The organism is Saccharopolyspora sp. NPDC050389, from assembly GCF_040655595.1.
Lineage (GTDB): Bacteria > Actinomycetota > Actinomycetes > Mycobacteriales > Pseudonocardiaceae > Saccharopolyspora.
This window is the reverse complement of the sequence record NZ_JBFAKG010000133.1, coordinates 2,118-22,010: the sequence shown is the minus strand read 5'-3', so window position 1 is coordinate 22,010 and position 19,893 is coordinate 2,118. Positions and strand designations below refer to the sequence as shown.

Below are 19,893 nucleotides of genomic sequence, written 5' to 3'. Positions count from 1 at the left end.
TGTGCACACCCAGCAGCCGACCCCATACCCTGGCAGAGGGCACGTCGTTCTCCGTCTATGTGGTTTCTGTTCCTCGACAGCTCAGAAACCTAGACGCAGCAACGACGTGCCCCTTCTCGCGGGCCAACTACCACCCACACATCAGTACGAAGAGCCGAACTTTTCCGGTCGACCAGCACTGCCCCGACACATAGATCACGAATGCATCCGGGCCTGAAGGCCATTTACGCTCCCCTACCCGCGCTGCGGACAGAGGAGCAGACCAGGCCGTCAACGGAGCTACAAGTCGCCCTCGCGAAGTTCTTCCTGCAGCACACGGGTGTTCGCTCGGTAGCGGCTCGCTCCGTCGGCCTCCCGGCGAAAGGAACAAGTTCACCAGCAACAAATCCGTCGCGACTAGCCCACTCAGCGCACCCGCGCTCCCAGGAACGTTCATTCATCACAGCCCCTCGAAGACACCTCCGACAGCTGGTCAAACCCCGATAACCCGATCGCCAACGGTGACCATCCGAGCACGCTCGACACTCATCGCTGTGCCGAGCCGGGGCCGATCTTTCGGCGCCTCGGCTCGACACGTGCCCGTGAAGCGACTAGCGAAGTCGTTCTTCCAGGCGAGCGTGGAAGGGCTCGTAATCGTGGTCGGGGAAGATCTCGGGGAAAATCCTCAGGACGTCTCGCATGCCGTCCATGCCGAACTGGAAGTCGATGTCCGGAGCGTCCACATCGGCGAACAGGTACTGCCATCCATAGACGCCCTTGGTCACGAGAAGCGCATTGAGGTATTCGCCTCCAAGGCCGAGAAGCCTTCCAAGCCGCCTTCGACGGCCTCGAAGCAATCTGGACCCAAGACATCGCGACCTACGCCGCCACACTCCAGAACGAAGCCCCCATACCCCCCAAGCTATCCCGGTGACGGGGGCGTTGTCGATCAGCTCCGCCCCCGCCCGCCGCGCCCGGCGCAGCGCCTCCTGCACCGCGGACTCGGACCGCAGCACACCACCGAGCCGGTCGAGGACGCCGATCTCATCGGTGATCGACCCGTGCTGGGGAAACCGGCTCTTCAACTCCGCCGAATCGAGCACCACGTGCGGAATCCCGTGCTGCTGCACCGAAGCCAGCACGTTGCGCGTCGGCGCAATGGTCGCAGCGCCGATCGACAGCACTCCCGACGCGTGAAACAGGGTCCGCTGCCCGTCCCGCTCCAGCTCCTGCCAGAGCTCGCGGGCTCAAGCAGCATCGGGACGTACTCGGGGTTCTCGTGGTACCCGGCACGGAACAACCGCGACTCGCCCGCGTAGCCCCGGCGTCATGCCCCAGCGCGTGCTGTTCCACGCCGACGACCTGCGCACCGTGGACCTCCGCGAGCCGCCACGCGGCCATCGCTCCCACGCTGCCGAGCCCCACCAGGATCACGTCTGCATCCATGGAGGGGATTCTCAACGCCCCCGACGAGCTCCTGCAGTACCTCGTCAATATGAAAAGGTGTAAAGCTATAGAGGCTGTTTTGGATGTGGTGACGTGCGGATGTGGTAACGCGGGCGTTTTGTCTTTGAAGCGGCGCAGCCGCTTAACCCACCCCACGCAACCGGCACCGCCGCGGGTTCTCAGAGGTCTTCTCGCGAGGACAGCCCCGACGTGGTGAATTGGTCATTCATGATGTCGGGGATCCCACAGCGAGAAGACCGCAGCAACTCCCGCAGGGGGGCCGCCACCCACACCGCCACGCAGGACGAGCCTGGAAACAGGCTCTATAGCTCATCTCTGTAGATGGCGTGGCGTGGACGAAGCCTGTGACCGGCACAGCCGCCGGTGGATAGTCAGCCGCTCGTGCATTCGTTCAGGTGCGCCGGGCTTGGACAAGCCAGTGTGCTGCGCCGTACAGCACGCCTCGGTCGGTGAGGTGGTCGGCGATGTTGCCCCTGAGGGTGTCGAGGGCGCGGGCGCGGGATTCGTCGTCGAGTTGCCCAAAGGCCGAGGCAAAGTGGTTGGCGATGAAGTCGAATGCGTCATCGACGTCACGGCCGTAGTACATGGGGATGGTCAGGCCTGTCATCTCGATGTCGACGAAGCCTGCTCCGCGCAGCAGCTGACGCACTCGGTCAGGGTCGCTCAGCGAGAATGGCGTTGGAGCCTCGGGTGGTGGCGGTGGCAGTTCACGACCGCCGGACGCGATGGTGCGGAACGTGCTGATGCCCTCGTTGCGGTCGAGCGCTTGCCAAGTCAGCTGCACGAATCGGCCGCCTGGCCGGATGGCGCGCGCGATGTTGGCGAACGCCGCCTGACGATCGCCGAAGAACATCGTGCCGTGCCGGCTGACGGCGATGTCGAAGCGCGACTCACCGAAGTCGTGGACTTGCGCATCTGCTTGGACGAACGTCGCATTGTTCAGCTGGTCCTTCGCGGCCAGTGTGCGTGCGAGGTCCAGCAGCGTTGACGACAAGTCGACACCCAGCGCCGAACCCTCGTGGGCGATGCGGGCCGCGTCGCGAGTGACCTGGCCACTGCCGCATCCGATGTCCAGTACCAGCGAATCCTGCTGGATGTCGGCTGCATTCAACAGCTCACCGTGGTAGCCGGCAATGCCCTGGTCGAAGCGTTGGGCACGCTCGGTCCAGAATGCTCCACTGCCGCCGTCCCAGGAGCGGAACTGATCGGTGTTGGACGAGTCGACGGTCGGAGTGTCGGTCACGGTCTCTCTCCTCGAGTATCGGCGGCCTAGTTCACCTGGCCGCAGTTGCGATCGTGTCGATGATGTTGCTGCCAGCCTCAAAAGGCCCATTCATATCCACGCAATTCGAGGACGCAGATCCCGGCGTACATCAGCAATCCGAGCACACCCCCGATACGGATCCGCCTGAGCTCTCCGTCACTGGGCCAGTCGACATCCGCGTCGCGGGTCCTCCACTGCCACCACGAGAACGGACTCAATGCCGCAAACGCCGCGGGAGGCACGAAGAACACACCGAAGATGATCGTGATGACATCCATGCCAGTTCCCCTTTCCCCGCCGGCGATGACAGGCGAAGCCGACCACTGCCGCAGGTGCTTCGTCGTGGTCATGATCATCAGCGGAAGCCGGTGATGGTGGTGCTGTCGAACCCGTCGGCGAATTGTGCGGCGACAAGGCTGCCTGGTGCCGCCACCGGGGCGAGTTGCCACGGCCGCCAATGTGAGCGGTTCCAGTCGTCGAGTTCAGGGGTGAGCAGAGCGGTGCCGGTGGCGCGGTCGAGCAGCAGGAGGTCGCCGTCGCCGCGGACGCCGCCGTCTGCCGCGATCGCGGCGATTGCGTCCGGAAGGAAGGCGAAGGGCAAGCCACCAGTCTCTGCCAACTCAAGGGTTTCGTTCGTCCAGCGCACGGAGCCGTTGACATCAACGAGATGCCACGGCCCTTGCGATTCCAACCGGTTCAGAGTTTTCTGGTCTGCTCCTTGGTCGCCGACGAGCACGTCTGAGCTGTGCGGATCCGAGTAGCCAGCTCCCAAGCGGGGTGGGCCGCTGATCTCGATCCCGGTCCGCGCGTTGAGCGCACGCAGCTCGCCCTGCGGGGTTTGGACCCCGATGAACCCGTTTTCCGTTCCTGTGAGCACCTTGTCGCCGGGAGCTGTCAGCCGCCATAATTCCCGGCCGTCCCGGGCATCGACCGCGACGGTGACGCCCGGCGGTGTCGGCGCCGATTGGCTGGAGCCTGCCCAGTCCTTGACCGCGACGGCGTCGCAACGCATCACGACCACATCGGAGGTCGTCACCGGGTACTCACCGCTCTCGCACGAACTGGCAGTGATCGGTCGCTGCCACAGCAGCGCGTTCGTGCGCGGATCACGGGCCTCGACACTGGTTGGCTCATAATTGTTCACACGGGCGACGATGAGAGCCTGTGCGGTCTCGGTCGTCGTGATGCGGTTTTCCATGCCGTTTACGGGGTCAGTGGATTGCCAGAGCTGTTCGCCGGTGAAGGCGTCAAAGGCCACGAGAGAATGGTGGTGCGCGGGTTGATCGTAGGGCTCGTCGTCCACCACGCCGGTGTACGTCGTGAAGCCGAGTACCACCGTTCGGCCGGAATCGAAAACGTGCACACCGGTGACGGATTCGATGTCATCGCGTCGGTAATGCCAGCGTTCGCCGCCGGTTGTGCCGTCCAGCGCGACGATTCCGGAAGAAAGCCAGACGACGACACCGGCTCCGGCAGCACGAATCTCGTACGCCTCCTCGCCTGGAAATGTTCGTTGCCATGCGGGTCGCAGGTGGGATGTCGGCAGGGCGGCGGGCGCAGTAGGTGCAGCGGTGGTCGCGTCAACATGCCGGGAGTCCCCGATGCGAACATCCACCAGCACACCGGCGGCGATCACAACCACGAGCCCGGCGACCGGCAAAGTCATGACGGACACCGGGCGCGGCCGAGCGCCGTAGGCGCCGATCCCCACCAGCACGGTACCCACGCCCGCACCGATCAAGGCAGGAAGCGCCAGCGCGACCTGATTGCCCGGCGCATAACCAGGCCCGGGATGACCGGAGACCAGAAGCAGCACCAGCACGACAGCAACACAGACCACGCCTCCAACAGCGGTGACGGCAAGAAGGCGCGACCACCGCCACATTGCGACAGCCACCAGCACCGCCAGCAGCGGCACCAGCACCCACCCTGCCAGCAGCGCCGTAGACGGAGCAGCGAGATCGGCCGAACGGCCGAAATCGGTGGTGCGCAGACGCCCGCCCGGATCGCCACTCAGCCACGCGAACAGCATGAGCCCAGCCGCGCCGATCAGCAGCCCCACACCAACCAGCGCCAGCCATCCTCGCACCCGGCTCCCAGAAGTACGTCGAGCCGAGGACTCGCAGGCCCTTGTCGTTGGTTTGGCCGTATCCGTCACGAACAAGCTCCCGCATTGGCCGGATTCATCGCCGGTTCTGACGTAGGAACACCACACTCTGGTTCCACCCAACCGCACGGGCATCGTCGTGAAGCCAACGGAGCCGCACGCCCGCGCGGTCGCTGCTGCTCCCGATGTGCCACAACTGCTTCGCACTCGGCCGCACAGCTGACGGCTGTGCCGCTGGCAGAATCGACGAGACCGACGATCTAGCTCACAAAGATTCCCTTGTGGACATGCCGTCGCCCCGACATTCGCGGGTGCTCGGTTTCATCGACGGCCGACACAACCGACGTGACCGATTCGACCACTAATCTCAAATGAAAATCCAAGCCAGGACCACGCTCAACGGTGGGGCAAAGCGGTCCCCGCCGGGCTCGCCCGCATTGACGGGCACCTCGCCCGGATCGCGCCCCTGGGCTGAGTTCCCGATCGACGCAGTCCAGGCCATGCTCTAGCCGGGCGGATACCGCAGTGCCACCGCCGCGGTGCAGACATTGATCGCTATTGAATCGCTGTGCGGTATGTGCGGCGGCAAGCGTCCCGGTGACTGTGAACGCTCGGATCTTGTCTGCTCGTGCAAGCGGCTGTTTCGCCGATCCGAGGTTTCGGCCCACACCGGGTTTTCGCTGGGATAGCGTGATCATCGTGTACCCGCTCAAGCGTTTGATCGTCACTGTGCTCGCCGTCCTGTTGGTCACCAGCTGTTCGACCGGGATGGAAAAGTCACACTCGCCGCGCAGGACTGTGCCGGTGGCGAAGTACGACTTGGAGGGCGACGAGTTCTTCGGCGGTTTCACTGCGGCCAAGTTGCGCACAGTGGACCCATGCCCGCTGCTGCATGGCACCAACCTCTTGAGGTACGGCGTCCCCATCACCGAGGAGTTCGGGGGCGACCTCGGGTCGTGCTCGATTCTCATGACAGACCACGGCGGTGAGCTGTTGCACGTCGCGGTGGCCATGGACTATCCCGCGTACCTGGAAGCCGAGAATCGTATCAGCGGTCTGCCCGCATTGATTTGGAGCGACTCGGACGGATGCGACGCTCACGTCGTTTATCAGGGCGGCGGGGCAGAGGACACGCCACGGACGGTGCGGGTGAGGGTCGAAAGCCAAGAGCGCCCCGAGACTTGCTCACCGGCGGTGCAGATCACGACCGAGGTGGTGGAGCAACTGCGGGCGGACCCACCGATCGCGGCTCGGTCGCCGGACGAGCTGACCGGGATCGATCCGTGCGTCCTGCTCGATCCGCTCGCAGGCCAAGATCCGCAGGTGGGCGTTACCGCGAAGCCCGAGCCGCGAGGAATTTACGGGTGCGGCTGGGAACTGCCCAGCGGTGTCCGGGTGGACGTGTCGTTCGACGACGGGTCCAAGGACCCCAGCGGGCTGCCCGTCGACATCGGTGGGAAGCCCGCGTCGGTCATCCCGGATTCCCCGGATGCCTCCTGCCAGATCGAGTGGGAACACCGGCAGCCGCCGGACGAAAGCAAGTTCGCGACCGAGAAGGTCGTGGTGGTCGCGACCAACCACAACCCGACCCAGATCGACCCCTGTGCGAGCGCGGTCGGCTTCGCGCAGCAGGTGAAGGCCAAGCTGCCACCCACCTGACGCCCGGCAAGACCGTGTGCGCGCTTTGATCGATGACACCACCTCAACCTGCCCCGGTCAGCTTCGCGAGGTCCACCCGCACCAGCCAGGAACGAGCCCGCAGTGGGACAAAGCAGCCTCCATATTGGACACCAATGCGGAGCTACCGTCCTGGACACCGTCGTCGCCGACGGACACGAACTGCACAAGATCCTCGTCGAACTCGATCAGGACCTTGCCCAGTGAGAGGCAGGTTCTTGCCACTGCGATGTCGAACAGCGCACTCCTTGGCGTGACCGGGAACGATTTGCGGATTCTCCACGTCCAACCAGCGACTGCGGATAGACGGCCTAGGAGGGCAAGACCAGTGTTTGATCAGAGTGCGTTTCAGACGTTCTGGATGGCCTGCTTTGTGCTCATCCTGATCTCCAACATCGTGCAGGCGCGTAGAAGAAAGACCCGGCGCTCCGGGCATTCCTCGACGTTCGGCAGCGACATCGGCAGCGGCTCGACGAGCTACGGCGATACAGGCAGCGGCTCCGACTTCGGCGGATTCAGCTGCGGCGATAGCGGCGGCAGCAGTTCGTCCAGCAGTGACAGTTCCAGTTCCTGCTGAGGCTTGCACCGCCCCGGAAGGGGCTCCCGAAACCATGATGATGTCAGGAACGAGACCGCCCGCTCGCGGGCGATCGTGACCGGTCACGGGCCGCGAGTCCCACCTGAGCAGGTTCCGGGACCGCTGTCCACGAACAGGGAATGATGCCTTTGAACAGCTTGCGACGATTGTCGGTTCTTGCGCTGGGCGCGTGCATGCTGGTGGCGTGCTCGCCCGAACAGGACAACACGCCGGGGCGCCCGGCTCCACCCGGAACCGTACTTCCCATCGGCACGAAAGCACTCGTCGACTACACCAACGAAGACCAGCACGGCACGATCGGCATCACCGTCACCTCCATCGTCCGCGGTGACCGTGCTGACCTCGGACCGGATCCGGGTGCCGAGAGCCGGACGGGCCGAGTGCCGTACTACCTGCACGCCGTGATCAGCAATGAAAGCGATGCCGCATTCGAGGACATGGACGCCGAGACCTTCCTGGGCGTGCAGCCGTCGGACAACTCCGAAACCGCGCACTACTCCGGCGTCGTCGAAGGCAAGTGCATACCCGGACGAGCCACGGGATTCGCGGTTCGGGGCGCCGAGTACGAGATCTGCAGGATGATCATGGTCAGCCCGACCGCGACGGTCACGGCGACGTACAGCGGCGTGCAGTTCGACATCGGTGAACCACAGCCCGCGCAGCACTACGGAAACAACCCAATCCGATGGCAATAGCAAGCTCCTGATTCCGCCGGACACCATCCCTTCCCACAAGGGGACTCGCGCGGTCACGAAGTCCATGTCGCCTCCCCGGGAATGCTGTTCAGGGGCAATGAAAAAGACGGATGAGTTGCCGTGTGGCCCCACGCGTCCGGGCTGTGGGCGGAGAAGACGGTTCATGCTGCATTTCGTTGAATGGTCACATCGACAAGAACACGAGCGAACCAGCAGTCCCGCGTCGTCTGCTTCTACCGGCAGCACGCCGGCCATGGCTCGGTGACGTGCCACCGTGCCTCTACGCTGGCGGGGTGGCGATTCCTCGATCAATCGGTGTTGCAGCGGATCTGGCCGCGGCCGCCGCGCTGACCGCGATCATGCTCGTCGCGGCGGCAATCTCGACCGATTTGCCTGCCCGACCGGTCGATACCGTGGTCGTGGTCGGCGTGATCGTGATCGGCGCGTGGGTGGCGGCCGCACGCCGGTGGCCGAGAACGGCACTGGTCGGGGCATGCGCGTCCTTCTTCATCGTGCTTGCAATCGGCGTTCCCGCCTTCTCCCCAGCGCTGGCGCTCGGCTACGAACTTTTCGTCGTGGCGCTGGCAGGACGCTTCGCCTGGGGTGTGTCGGTTATCGGCCTGATCGGGGTTTCCGGCCTGTCGTTTCGGCTGCTGGGTGCGGAAGCCGAACCGTTCACGCGGGTTGCGATCGACACTCTCTTCGATGTCACGCTGCTGTCGGTGCTCGTGTTGCTCGGCGAGACGCTGCACAGCAGGCGGGCAATCCGCGCGGACGCCGGACTGCGGCTTCGGATCGCCGAGCAGGAACACGACCGGCGCATGGCCGACGAACGGCTTCACATCGCGCGGGACCTGCACGACGTGCTGGCCCACACCATGACCGTGGTCGGCATCCAGGCGAACGTGGCCGCAGACTGCCTTGCCGACGAGCCGGGCCGCGCGAGGGAAGCCGTGGACCGGGTGCGTGCGGCCGGTGAGGACGCCATGGCCGACCTCCGCAGCACGATCGCAGTTCTGCGCTCACGGCCCCAATCGGAAGGCAGCACCCGCCCGGCGCCGAACCTGGAGCAACTGCCGGAGCTGGTCGATACCGCACGGATCGCCGGGATGCCGGCGACGCTCGAGGTACGTGGGGAAACCGCGATGTTGAGGCCCTCGGTAGCGCTCACCGTCTATCGTCTAGTCCAGGAATCAGTGACCAACGCGCTCCGCCACTCCGGGGGCAGTGCGCTGGCGGTCACCGTCGACTGCGGCTCCGAGGAGGTTGTGGTCACCGTCCGCGACAACGGCCAGCGGGCGAGCCGACCCAACCGATCGCCGGGCTCCGGACTGCGCGGGATGACCGAACGAACGAGCGCACTGGGCGGAACGTTGGAGTGCGGAAGGGCCGACGACGGTATGCCGGGCTGGCAGGTGCGGGCCCGCCTTCCGGCAGGAGGTGCGTCATAACCATCACGGTGGTGCTCGTTGACGACCAGGCATTGGTGCGGACAGGCCTGCGTGCCTTGTGCGAGCGGGACGGAGACATCATCGTGGTCGCCGAGGCCGAAAACGGGGCGCTGGCGGTTTCCTCGGTCAAAGAGCACCAGCCCGATGTGGTGCTGATGGACATCAGGATGCCGGTGCTCGACGGTCTGGCCGCAACCGAGCGCATCGTCGCCGACCCGGACATCAACGCGGACGTTCGCGTGTTGGTGCTGACGACCTACGAGGCCGACGAATACGTCTTCGGGGCCATCCGGGCGGGCGCCAGCGGCTTTGTCACCAAGGACATCCGGCCGGAGGCCTTGCGCGACGCCGTGCGCACGGTGGCCGAGGGGCAATCGTTGTTGAGCCCGAACGCCACCCGTTCGCTGATCCAGGAGTTCGTGGCCAACCCTCCTCACCACGGCGACGATCAGCCATTGCGGGTCCTCACCGAGCGGGAGCGGGAGGTGCTGGTGCTGGTCGGCCGTGGTCTGTCGAATGCCGAGATCGCCAAACTGCTCTTCCTCAGCCCTGCCACGGTGAAGACCCACGTCAACAGGTCCATGACGAAGCTGGACGCACGTGATCGTGCGCAGCTCGTCGTCCTCGCCTACGAGACCGGCCTCGTGCGGGCCGGGGATCCCGGCCCGCAGACCAACTAAAGGCCGGCCGGCGTATTCGCCGATGACGTGGGTGCGTCCGCAGTCCGAACAGGCGGTTTTGCCGTTCCGGACATCGACAGTGCGCGGAGGACGCACAACCATCCCACCGCGCCGATCGCCATGCGCAGGTAGTTCAGCCCGGTCCACCAGCTGACGAGCGATTCGATTTCCGTCGCCGACCAGGAGGCGCCACTGGCCTGCAGCATGAGCATCTGCGGCACGAAGAAGCTGTAGCTGAAAACCGCATACCCGATCATGAACGCCGACCCGGCCAGCCACCACGATCGGTTCGCGTTCGCCGACCGCCACGCCGCCACCAGGTTGGCGATCGCGAGCACCCCGACCATCGGTGAGACGAACGGCCAGAAGACCCGACCCGCCGCCTTCATTCCGCTGTTCTCGATCGCGGCGACCACCTGGTCGCCCGGCAGTGACGACCACTGCGGAACGACGACGAGCTTCTCGTAAAGCCCGGCGCCGAACTGGATGCCGACGAAGATCGCCAGCGGAAGCAGCCAGACGACCGAATTCCGCCACGGCCCAACCCTGTCACGATTCATCGCACTACTCCCGCACACCCTGGTTGTAAGCCCAGCGCCCCGATCCGCCGAGGCCGTGCACGGCCCGGACACCCAGCGCCGAAGCTACGGCCGCGAGGTCCTCCGGAGCCGCACGCGGATCGTTCGCACCACCTGCGATCAACTCTCATGGAGAAGACGTTAAGCACGGCACAGGCCACCGCCATCCGCCTCGCGCGGCGTCCGGACTACCGCATCCGCGGTAGTCCACCGGCACCACCTCGCGCCAAGACTCGATCACAGCCGGCGTCAGACACACCGATCATTCCGAAACGAGCTGGTTGTTCCATACCTGGTCTGCTGCCTGAGGTTGACAGAGAGGGACGCGCTGCCCTGATCGGCTGGGCGGGTCACTGAGTGGCTTCATGGAAAGCCGCGGCTGCGGTCTCGCTGAGCTGCCTCGCCTCGACATTGGCAGCCACCCGCAGCGGCTCCCAACCCACGTCGGGCCCATGCGAAACCCATCCTTTATGAACGCAAGCCCCTGCGAGTCAACCATCGCGAACCCAACGCTGGCGAAGAGAACGCCCTGGTCAGACACGGCCCAGCACGCTCCCCCGCAGCAAAGCTCAACATTCGTCCAGTGTGCGTTCGAGTCGCACCGGGGGCACTCGCAGCAATCACACCAAATCCCAGTCCGCCTGACCTGAAGATCCAGGTCGAAGTGCAGCTGGCGATGGAACGCAGGGCAAGGCGGGCGCGGGCCCGATGAGCCAGATGCAACGCGTGATTCCCGCTCCTTCGATGGCCCTGACCATTGACCTGCACCTACAGCACGCGCGCCTGCAACTGTCCCGCATTCCACGGCGGGAGCTCGGCCTGCTGAGGTGGGCGGACTCGCTCGATAAGCCAGCAATCGCCCTGAGGCCCAGCACCAGCGACAGCAACCGTCTGTCTCTCCTTTTCCGCCGGCCCATTGGCGGGATGTCGATCGAAGCCTTCGACTACCCGGCTTGCGACGACAGCCGCTTCGGCCTGCCGACCGGACCGGAGCCTTCGAGACAGGTCAGCTGGCCGACGTTCGCAGACATCGCGCGACACCAGGGGCGCGGGGGTGGCCGGAAATGACGTTGCGGTCGGCTACCCAAACGCCGCGCCCTGAGCGCTCGCTGTGGGTTCAACTCATCTGCACGCTATTGGTGGCCGTGGGCGCGGCCTTCGTTTCGTACCGGCATGGCCGGGAGTTCGCTCTGCGGTTCGGCGCGGACGCGGCCACCGCGACGATCTGGCCGTTGATCGTGGATGGGTTGCTGACAATGGCCACGGTCGAGCTATGGAAGTACGACCACAGCCGACGCGACGGCGGACAGTGGAAAGCGTGGCTGTCGTTCACCCTCGGAATTGGACTGTCACTGTGCGCGAACGTGGCCTCCGCTCCTGAGCTGAGTGCCTTCGCGATCGCGGTGGCGGCCTGCCCGCCGCTGGCGTTGCTGCTGTCGGTCGAACTGTTGAACCAGGCGTTGAAGCGGCATCGGGTCCAGACTGCTAACGCGACCAGCGCCGAGGCTGGAGAGACCGGATCAAGAGCTGCAATGCCGGCAGATCCGGACGATGTGCCAGCGCCGCGCACGGCCGTCAACAAGATGCCTGGTCAGCACACTTGCGGCGAGGACGCAGCCCCGGAGACATCGCATGGCAATGACGACGATCCGTTGGTCGAGCAGGCATGTCAGCTCGACGCCGAGCATTGGAACTCGTACCAACGTCCGATCTCGGCCGACACGCTCCGCCGACGCCTTGGCATCGGTTCGCGCCGCGCCCGCGCCTTGACCCGCCACGTCCGGCAACGTCGCCAACCCGGGGCGGTGTTGTCAGAGCCAGCACAGTGAGAGCCGGGCCGCGGTGGGCTGCCGCACCTCAGGCAGCCCACCACATTCCATCCTCCGCAGACGATCTCTGCCGAAGAGGCACCAACTACGGCTTCCTCACGTTGTTCTTCGAGCACCAGCTTCTCCCATCACACTGGTCGGCATCTCCGGGAACTCCGCCAAAAGCGCCCGGATCCGCGGCTCGACCGCATCCACGATCGACCCCTTACCCGCCCGCACATACCGAGGCGCCTCATGCGAGGCCAGCGCCTTGCGCACAGTGTTCCTCGAGATCCCGAGCCTGCGGGTGATCGCCTTGATCGACATCCCCTCAGCCCGGTGCAGCCGGCGGATCTCCGCCCAGTCCTCCACGCTGATCACTCCCTCACGATCACCGAGGGGGTCAGAATTCGCCCGGAACCAGACGGTCAGTATTCAAGCGGAACCGACACGCATGTCCTCCGTTGGCGTTGTTGCTGTCGGTCGAACTGCTGAACCAAGCGCTAAAGCGACATCGAGCTGAAACTGCGGCCTCCGTTGAAAAGCGCTCTGGAGACCGGGCGCCGACGAGCAGACTTCCAACCGAACCACCTGGAGAGCACTCACCGACAGCTGACGCCCTAGCGGATGAGGCCGCGCCAACGGGGTTGTCGATGTGTGGTCTCAGGACGTGCTTGTCCGTTTGTCGTCGGGAGATGCTTGACCGGATCTTGGTGTGACTCCGGCTCCGGTGACGTGGAGACGGGTGATCGGGGTGAGGTCGCGGCGGGGGCGGACGGCGATCTCTTCTTCGCCGTGCAGGATTCGGAGGTGGGTGTCCTCGATGACGACGGTGACGAGCTTGCCGCGGTGGCGTGGGCCGAGTTTGATGCGTTGGCCGGCGACCATGATCCTGCCGCTGGCATGGACTTTGCGTTGGGCGCGCAGTGATCCCGCGGGTAGCGGTGGTGGCGGCAGTGGTGTGGACGGGGTGCGGGCGCGGTGGAGTCGGGTGAGCCGGTCGGTGCTGATGGGGCAGGGCCAGCTGCCGATGAGGGCGTTGTCGAGGATGGCGTGCATGAGGTGTCCGTCCAACCGCAGCGTGACCTTGCGGCCCGCGTGGGCGAACCCGATCAGGTGCGTGGTTCCGGCGATGGACACGGCGCCGTGCCGGGTCACGGTGCGGTCGATCTCGACGGCTCCGCCCTCGGGGAGGACCGGGGTGCCGTTGAGCCGGCGGAGCGCGGGCTGGGCGGGCTGCGGGCCTGCTGGGCGGGCGCCTCGCATCGCCAGGTGGCGCAGATCGTCGGGTCGGAGCCGGGAGGAAACCGTGCGCACGACGTGCCCGTTGGCCACGACGTGGATGCTGCGCTGGTCGGCCCAGATGGTCACGGTCCGTCCGGCCATGGCTTGGTGCAGCGAGATGGTCTGACGACCGGATCGGACGGACAGTTCGCCGCTGGGGGGCACGCGGGTCTCGAACTCCACGCCCGTGCCGTCGGTGGCGGCCGCTGCGGGTGCCTCGATCACATCGATGGCGAGTGTGGACACGGTTTCGTCCGATGTGGACTTTGGGACGTCGAGCTGGGTGGGCCCGTTGGGTCGGAACAGGCTGGCTGGAGTGGCCATGTCCAGTGCCTGGTGGGGCCGCTGCTGGTTGTAGCTCTCGATCCAGGCGTCGATCGCTTCCTGTGCGGCGGCCTGGGATTCAAAGGGGGCGACGTGGTTGAGGAACTCCTCCCGCAGCGTCTTGTGGAACCGTTCGATCTTCCCGGTCGTCGTCGGTGACCGCGGCTTGGTCAGCCGCTGGGTGATCCCGTTCTCGCGACAGAGCCGCTCGAAGAGCACCTCGACCGGCTGTGGCCTGTTGTGTCGGCCGGTGAACTGCGCCCCGTTGTCGGTCAGCACTTCCGAAGGCACCCCGTAGCGGCGCATCGCCGCGGTGAACGCCGCGCACACCGCCCGTGCGGACGGCACCGCGACCACGGCCGCGATCACCACGAATCGGGAATGGTCATCGATCCCGGTGACCAGCTTGCACTGGCGACCATCGGCCAGTGGGACGCCGCCGACGATGTCGAGCTGCCACAGGCGCATCGGCTCCTGGCGCTGCCAGCGCTTGTACTTGCGCTTGTGGTGCTGGGCCTGGGCATCGATTAATCCGTTGCGCACCAACACCCGGTGCACCGTCGCCCGCGACGGCGGCCGATCGACACCCCGTCGGCTGAACTCATGGCTGATCCGCCGGGCACCCACCGCGGATGCTGCCGCCGCAACTCACAGACCAGCGCCTCGACATCCGGATCAACACGGTTCGGACTCGTGTGCGGGCGCCGTGACCGGTCCGCCAGCCCCGGCATCCCCTCCTGCTGAAACCGTTGCCGCCACGAATAAAGCGACTGCCGCGACGTCCCGAATCGGGCGGCGACCTCACCGATCGGCGAACCGCCCAACACCTCGCACACCGCCCGATAGCGGTACTCCACCAACGCCTGCTGATCCACAACCGCCTGCCCGCGAACCGCGAATACGACCGGAAGCGAACAAGATCATGATCAAGCCGGCACGTCAAGAGTGTCCCGAGAACGATCGGTCAAGGATCTCCTGAGCCCATACATTGACAGGGGTGCATTCCAGAAAACAACATGGCTGGTCAGAGCACTGATCGTAGCGCCTTGACGTCCGAAGCTCTGGAAGCCATCGTTGGTCACGATCCGCTGTTCGAGCGAGCATGCGAGCTGGATTCCGAACATTGGGTCAACTACAAGCGGCCGATAGCAGCTGAGACGCTGCGGCGCCAACTGGGTGTCGGTTCAGATCGGGCCCGCGTCCTCACTCGCCAGGTCCGGCAGCGTCACCAGCTCCTCGGAGCAACGCCCAGTGACCAGTGAGGGGCCTGCAGCTTGGGTGGCCCTTCGAACGACGAAGGGCCACCCAAATGCCCGTCGCTAAGGCCGCCAAGATCGACCAAGCCCGTGGTTCAACGTCCTGCTCGTGCTTCGTTGATCGATTTCCGTAGCGCTGCTTCGAGGTCTGACACCGGTTCCGCGAGCGACCAGCTCCGGTTCGCGCTGCGTTTTGACATCCGGGACTCCGGTGACTCGTGGATTTCCAACATGGAGCACCTCGAATCGATCCGGATGCGCGACCGCCAGAATGACCGCGCCTGGCTGGTCGCCGTCCGGCACGGCGACGACTGGGTCGACCCCTTCGGCAGCCAGACCACGTTCGCCAAGCGCTCCTGGGCCGACTTGATCGGCTGAACTACCCCGAGCGCGCCGTCTGGGGCCGCTTGCACGCCTCCATCCGCACCAGCTCCGGCGAGCCCTGCCGGACTCCTGTGCGGGAATTGGGCGCTGACTGACGCGCCCACTTCCTCAACTGTTCTGAACCGCTATGCCCGCCCAACAGCAAGCACCTCTGCAAGAGCATGGTCAGCGTCGTGCTCTCGTCACGCAGACCGGCTTCGAGCTGGGCCAGCAAACTTCCGCGCGTAGGCGGCGTCCAGAAAGTTGCAGCTCCTACAGCGGGAGGTATTCGCGGAGTTTGCCGCAGACGTGGAGCCGGTGGTCGCCGATGCGCAGTTGCAGGGTGGGGAAGCATTCGGCCATTTCCAGGTCGGTCAAGGGCGGGCCGAGTGGTGCATCGACGTAGCCGCGGTCGTCTTCGCGCCAGGTGCCGACGGGGTCCGCGGCGCGTATGCGGGTGATGACACCGTCGACGACGTAGTTGCCTAGCGAGGCTGGTTCTCAGCGCGGATCATGCATCGGAGGCTGGCGCGGGCGGCAGCCAAATCGTCTCGAGCGATCAGTGCCTCACAGCTCCCGGATACTCGTCAGGCACACCAACAGGATCCCCAAAGTGCTCGTATGCCTAAGGCCGGAGCGGACCTCCAGATAACGAAATTTATCTGGAGGGACGACAGGGTTTCCACTGGTCAGCGACATGTCGTCGAGTGAGGCACGTTTGGCACTCGTCGGTCGTCGACCCCAAGATCACCCGATCACTACGACGTCCGCTCGTCGGCGTGTCGCATGTGCGCGCACTCGACGGGCGAACCGAGCGTCTCGGGTTCGGGCCAGTCCAGCGACTTCCAGAAGCAGAGCGCCCCTGGGGCGTTGATCGGTGACGTGCTCCAACGGCAGCCTGGCCAGTCGGCCAGCAACTTTATGATCACCTGCGTCGCCAGCCCGCGCCGGCGAAACGGAGGATCGACCCGAACTTGCTCAACAACACCCAGGCGGCAGACCTCGCAGACGCGGTAGTCGGCGTCGCCCACGGCCACGCCGTGCTCGCGGATCTCGACCACAGCCAGGCCCGCAGGCAGCTCCGCAGGGATGGTGACCAGCTCGACCACGGGCTCAGGATGCGCCCGGACCAACCTCGCCGCGCTTCGTCTCCGGCCTTCGCGGACGAAACGCGGTCGAAGGGACGAGCTGCTGAACGGACAGGTCGCCGACAGCGGTCGGAACGGAGAAGGTGACCACGCCCAGCCACTGCCCGCGATCGGAGCGCAGCCACGCGAGCTGCATGCCCGCCACCAAGCGGTCGAGCTCGACACCGTGGGCATGGACGACCATCGGCACCTTGTCTGCACCCGGCCCGCGGCCCCGCTTGTACGACACCAAGGCGTCCAAGTCAATCCAGACCGGCCGCGGCGGGCTGATGCGGCGAGCCAGCATCCGGTGAACACCTTCGAACACGTGTTCAGTATGTCGTGTGTCCGGCCATGATCACCAGCAATGCCGCGGCGACGTTGCGCCCGAAGGTCGGAGCAGCCGGGTCATGCGTAGGCCCCAACTGTCCTTTGTGCAGTTTCAAATAGGCAAATGCGCCCCGAAATCTAAACCATTCTCGGCAAGCTAGACTGCTACCGAGCTCTCTTTCAAGGGCGGCGACCTCCGGGACCTTCTATCCGTTCACGGAGAGCTCACGAGGAGCTTCACGCCCAGCGCGTGAGGCTCCTCTTATTGTGGCGTACAGCGCCGAAATCCTCATGCCAGCGAGCTCCGACGATTGCCCGTCGCAGGTTCAGCGGGCTCTCACCGCACGGATCCCCGTTGACAATGCTCTGGTGTTTCGTGAACCTCGTGCGCACGAGTTCGATCGGGTGTGTACCCGACTGCTATGTGGTTGCCGAGGCCGGAAGCTTCAGTCGCCGATTTGCCAACGAAGGTCTTCTCACGGATAGAGGAACGGACGGCAGTCTGTTCGGTCTACGTGTTCCAGTCCCCGCCGAGTCGAGCGATCCCGAACCACCGTGGTCTGCCGTTGTCTCCCGACTGTCGACGGGCCGCCGTGCCCACACCAATCCAGGCGGGCGTCACACACCCACCACGCACGCGAACGGAGTACCGACATGTCAACTCCTCCGACGGTGCCCAACCATCTCGGCTCCGGCCAGCACGCGCTTGCTGCCGAGCTGTCCTTCTTCCTCGAGCAGATGCACTGGCCGGCAGGTCTCGACGCCCTCCGCCAACGGCTGGCTGTGCGGACCGGAGATTGTCATCGATGCTCTGCGGATCCACGAGGATCTGGCCGACCTGATTTCGCAGGAACTTGCCATCAGACTGCTGCCCGGTCCGGTCTGCCGTGATGAAGCGGGGTGGTGGACGTTCATCACTGCCCCACGCCAGCACTACGCCAACGCGCTCCCTTCAGACCTGCACAATGCCCGCGCTGTCTACCCCCTCCATCGAGGGGAGAACTCGTCATACCGCCGGTTGCGGCAACAGCTCAGTGGTGGTGCCTGCCGCAGCCCGGCCGTCCGCTGCCGCCCTGGCCTGCAGTTGTCGCCGTTGCCCGCACTGTTCTCCCCCGCATGGGTTGATGGCGTGAATCCCGGCCTGGATTTGCCACATGGTCGGAGGCAACGGCAGGTCATCCTCGCCGTCTGCCGCGATGCGCTGCTCGTGCCTCCCTCCGACGGACAGCCGAGCAGGCGGCGCTGCGCAACGACTCGGGGTTGCGATCCTCTCCAGCCCCGGCGGGCCGGAGCCACCAAGCCGGGATCGGTGCCTGCGAATTGCAGGATGATGTTGCGATCCTCTCCAGCCCTGGCGGGCCGGAGCCACCCGGCCGCGTCGTCTCCGTCGAGCTCACGTCGTTCGTGTTGCGATCCTCTCCAGCCCTCGCGGGCCGGAGCCACGCTCCAGTCGCCCTTGATGAGGCCACCCATGAGCTTGTTGCGATCCTCTCCAGCCCTGGCGGGCCGGAGCCACCAACCGGCCCGCGTTGAGCAGCGTCTTGTCGATGTCGTTGCGATCCTCTCCAGCCCTGGCGGGCCGGAGCCACGCGCACCCGGCGGTCGGCGGTCCCGGCTGCCGCAGGGTTGCGATCCTCTCCAGCCCTGGCAGGCCGGAGCCACTGGAGCACGCCCGCATCGGCGCGATGCTGGCCGAGGTTGCGATCCTCTCCAGCCCTGGCGGGCCGGAGCCACCGGATGCGACCCCCGCGTCACCTTCGACATCATCGACGGGTTGCGATCCTCTCCAGCCCTGGCGGGCCGGAGCCACTGCTGAAACTCCACCTGCACCATGGGCTCGGCGTTGCGGTTGCGATCCTCTCCAGCCCTGGCGGGCCGGAGCCACGTCTGGGTCGGCTGCGCGGGTGTGGGCGGTGGCCGTGTTGCGATCCTCTCCAGCCCTGGAGGGCCGGAGCCACTTGCGAAACGCTGAAAGTCGAAAGACAGAACCAAAGGGGTTGCGATCCTCTCCAGCCCTGGCGGGCCGGAGCCACCTCATCGGTGCCGTCGGCCACCGGCAGCGCCACGCCCGTTGCGATCCTCTCCAGCCCTGGCGGGCCGGAGCCACGGGCCTCGTACTGCTGACGCGTCTGCCATTCCCAGGTGTTGCGATCCTCTCCAGCCCTGGCGGGCCGGAGCCACCGGCCAGGTCTTCCTGGTTGTGGATCGCGTAGCCCTGGTTGCGATCCTCTCCAGCCCTGGCGGGCCGGAGCCACATCGGCCCCGTGATCGACACGGCGACGTCCGTCGGGTTGCGATCCTCTCCAGCCCTGGCGGGCCGGAGCCACACGGCGTCAGTGGCGGCACTGAGCGTCAGGCGGGAGTTGCGATCCTCTCCAGCCCTGGCGGGCCGGAGCCACCGAACCCGAGACGTGGCTGGTGTACTCGCCGATCGTGGTGTTGCGATCCTCTCCAGCCCTGGCGGGCCGGAGCCACGCGATGTCCACAGTGGCCACACCGCTGGTGTTCCAGGCGTTGCGATCCTCTCCAGCCCTGGCGGGCCGGAGCCACGGTTGCCGTCGCAGTAGCCGGCGGACACGCAGTAGTCGTTGCGATCCTCTCCAGCCCTGGCGGGCCGGAGCCACCTGCGAGCGCGCCCGCGCCTTTCCCGTCGATGATGTCGTTGCGATCCTCTCCAGCCCTGGCGGGCCGGAGCCACCGCCAGGCGCGCGACGAACTCACCGCGGTTCCAGGTGGTTGCGATCCTCTCCAGCCCTGGCGGGCCGGAGCCACCACCGAAGGCGTCGTCTCCATCGAGTTCGAGCCCGAGGTCGTTGCGATCCTCTCCAGCCCTGGCGGGCCGGAGCCACCGCCAGGCGCGCGACGAACTCACCGCGGTTCCAGGTGGTTGCGATCCTCTCCAGCC

At 65.8% G+C, this 19,893-nt stretch carries 18 protein-coding genes, 2 pseudogenes and 1 CRISPR repeat array; of the genes and pseudogenes, 10 read left to right on the top strand and 10 right to left on the bottom strand.

Annotated features, from left to right (window positions below; all coding sequences use genetic code 11):
- Nucleotides 1-590: 590 nt before the first annotated feature.
- The 4 genes and pseudogenes from AB0I53_RS45450 to AB0I53_RS45435 all read right to left on the bottom strand — a co-directional run.
- A pseudogene (locus AB0I53_RS45450) lies at nucleotides 591-1,214 on the bottom strand (FAD-dependent oxidoreductase); the annotation flags it as partial.
- Between the two features lie 623 nt (nucleotides 1,215-1,837).
- On the bottom strand, nucleotides 1,838-2,689 hold the full coding sequence (locus AB0I53_RS45445; RefSeq protein ID WP_358616306.1) for a methyltransferase domain-containing protein: 852 nt from the start codon (nucleotides 2,687-2,689) through the stop codon (nucleotides 1,838-1,840).
- A gap of 77 nt (nucleotides 2,690-2,766) precedes the next feature.
- Nucleotides 2,767-3,060 carry a hypothetical protein gene (locus AB0I53_RS45440; RefSeq protein WP_358616303.1) on the bottom strand — a complete coding sequence of 98 codons (294 nt, stop codon included), beginning with the start codon at nucleotides 3,058-3,060 and terminating at the stop codon, nucleotides 2,767-2,769.
- Nucleotides 3,061-3,065: 5 nt separating this feature from the next.
- On the bottom strand, nucleotides 3,066-4,799 hold the full coding sequence (locus tag AB0I53_RS45435; protein ID WP_358616300.1) for a PQQ-binding-like beta-propeller repeat protein: 1,734 nt from the start codon (nucleotides 4,797-4,799) through the stop codon (nucleotides 3,066-3,068).
- A 708-nt stretch (nucleotides 4,800-5,507) separates the two neighbouring features.
- Between AB0I53_RS45435 and AB0I53_RS45430 the strand changes: the two genes are divergently transcribed.
- The 6 genes from AB0I53_RS45430 (at nucleotide 5,508) to AB0I53_RS45405 (ending at nucleotide 9,918) form a co-directional block, all read left to right on the top strand.
- A complete protein-coding gene (locus tag AB0I53_RS45430) occupies nucleotides 5,508-6,476 on the top strand; it encodes a hypothetical protein (protein WP_358616297.1) in 969 nt (322 codons plus the stop codon).
- Nucleotides 6,477-6,578: 102 nt separating this feature from the next.
- Entirely contained in the window at nucleotides 6,579-6,701 is a 123-nt protein-coding gene (locus tag AB0I53_RS45425; protein WP_358616295.1) for a hypothetical protein, read from the top strand.
- A gap of 121 nt (nucleotides 6,702-6,822) precedes the next feature.
- A complete protein-coding gene (locus AB0I53_RS45420) occupies nucleotides 6,823-7,071 on the top strand; it encodes a hypothetical protein (RefSeq protein ID WP_358616292.1) in 249 nt (82 codons plus the stop codon).
- A gap of 167 nt (nucleotides 7,072-7,238) precedes the next feature.
- On the top strand, nucleotides 7,239-7,787 hold the full coding sequence (locus AB0I53_RS45415) for a hypothetical protein (RefSeq protein WP_358616290.1): 549 nt from the start codon (nucleotides 7,239-7,241) through the stop codon (nucleotides 7,785-7,787).
- Nucleotides 7,788-7,963: 176 nt separating this feature from the next.
- On the top strand, nucleotides 7,964-9,238 hold the full coding sequence (locus tag AB0I53_RS45410) for a sensor histidine kinase (RefSeq protein WP_358616288.1): 1,275 nt from the start codon (nucleotides 7,964-7,966) through the stop codon (nucleotides 9,236-9,238).
- The gene (locus AB0I53_RS45405) at nucleotides 9,235-9,918 is read left to right on the top strand and encodes a response regulator transcription factor (protein WP_358616312.1); all 684 of its coding nucleotides are present in this window, start codon (nucleotides 9,235-9,237) and stop codon (nucleotides 9,916-9,918) included. The genes AB0I53_RS45410 and AB0I53_RS45405 overlap by 4 nt, the downstream gene beginning before the upstream one ends.
- On the opposite strand, the gene AB0I53_RS45400 is transcribed toward AB0I53_RS45405, so the two are convergent.
- Nucleotides 9,915-10,478: a DUF1772 domain-containing protein gene (locus AB0I53_RS45400; protein WP_358616285.1), complete on the bottom strand. Its 564-nt coding sequence runs from the start codon at nucleotides 10,476-10,478 to the stop codon at nucleotides 9,915-9,917. The two genes, AB0I53_RS45405 and AB0I53_RS45400, sit on opposite strands and share 4 nt — an antisense overlap.
- A 726-nt stretch (nucleotides 10,479-11,204) precedes the next feature.
- Here AB0I53_RS45400 and AB0I53_RS45395 point away from each other — a divergent pair.
- On the top strand, nucleotides 11,205-11,564 hold the full coding sequence (locus tag AB0I53_RS45395; RefSeq protein WP_358616282.1) for a hypothetical protein: 360 nt from the start codon (nucleotides 11,205-11,207) through the stop codon (nucleotides 11,562-11,564).
- On the top strand, nucleotides 11,561-12,325 hold the full coding sequence (locus AB0I53_RS45390; RefSeq protein ID WP_358616280.1) for a DUF2637 domain-containing protein: 765 nt from the start codon (nucleotides 11,561-11,563) through the stop codon (nucleotides 12,323-12,325). Before AB0I53_RS45395 ends, AB0I53_RS45390 begins: the two co-directional genes overlap by 4 nt.
- A 120-nt stretch (nucleotides 12,326-12,445) precedes the next feature.
- On the opposite strand, the pseudogene AB0I53_RS45385 reads toward AB0I53_RS45390, so the two are convergent.
- The 3 genes and pseudogenes from AB0I53_RS45385 to AB0I53_RS45375 form a co-directional block, all read right to left on the bottom strand.
- Nucleotides 12,446-12,685: pseudogene (locus tag AB0I53_RS45385) on the bottom strand (helix-turn-helix domain-containing protein); the annotation flags it as partial.
- Between the two features lie 282 nt (nucleotides 12,686-12,967).
- Complete coding sequence (locus tag AB0I53_RS45380; RefSeq protein WP_358616277.1) at nucleotides 12,968-14,455, bottom strand: integrase core domain-containing protein; 1,488 nt, start codon at nucleotides 14,453-14,455, stop codon at nucleotides 12,968-12,970.
- Nucleotides 14,440-14,769, bottom strand: coding sequence for a leucine zipper domain-containing protein (locus AB0I53_RS45375; protein WP_358616309.1), 330 nt, complete (start codon nucleotides 14,767-14,769; stop codon nucleotides 14,440-14,442). Before AB0I53_RS45375 ends, AB0I53_RS45380 begins: the two co-directional genes overlap by 16 nt.
- A 189-nt stretch (nucleotides 14,770-14,958) precedes the next feature.
- On the opposite strand from AB0I53_RS45375, the gene AB0I53_RS45370 reads away from it, so the two are divergent.
- Entirely contained in the window at nucleotides 14,959-15,174 is a 216-nt protein-coding gene (locus tag AB0I53_RS45370) for a hypothetical protein (RefSeq protein ID WP_358616274.1), read from the top strand.
- A 225-nt stretch (nucleotides 15,175-15,399) separates the two neighbouring features.
- A complete protein-coding gene (locus AB0I53_RS45365) occupies nucleotides 15,400-15,546 on the top strand; it encodes a hypothetical protein (protein ID WP_358616272.1) in 147 nt (48 codons plus the stop codon).
- Nucleotides 15,547-16,289: 743 nt separating this feature from the next.
- Here the strand turns inward: AB0I53_RS45365 and AB0I53_RS45360 are convergent.
- Together AB0I53_RS45360 and AB0I53_RS45355 are read right to left on the bottom strand one after the other, a co-directional pair.
- Nucleotides 16,290-16,640, bottom strand: coding sequence for a GNAT family N-acetyltransferase (locus tag AB0I53_RS45360; protein WP_358616269.1), 351 nt, complete (start codon nucleotides 16,638-16,640; stop codon nucleotides 16,290-16,292).
- Between the two features lie 4 nt (nucleotides 16,641-16,644).
- Nucleotides 16,645-16,965, bottom strand: a complete 321-nt coding sequence (locus tag AB0I53_RS45355; RefSeq protein ID WP_358616266.1) for a hypothetical protein — start codon at nucleotides 16,963-16,965, stop codon at nucleotides 16,645-16,647.
- Nucleotides 16,966-18,247: 1,282 nt separating this feature from the next.
- Nucleotides 18,248-19,837: direct repeats of the CRISPR family, unit length 37 nt; unit sequence GTTGCGATCCTCTCCAGCCCTGGCGGGCCGGAGCCAC.
- Nucleotides 19,838-19,893 lie beyond the last annotated feature (56 nt).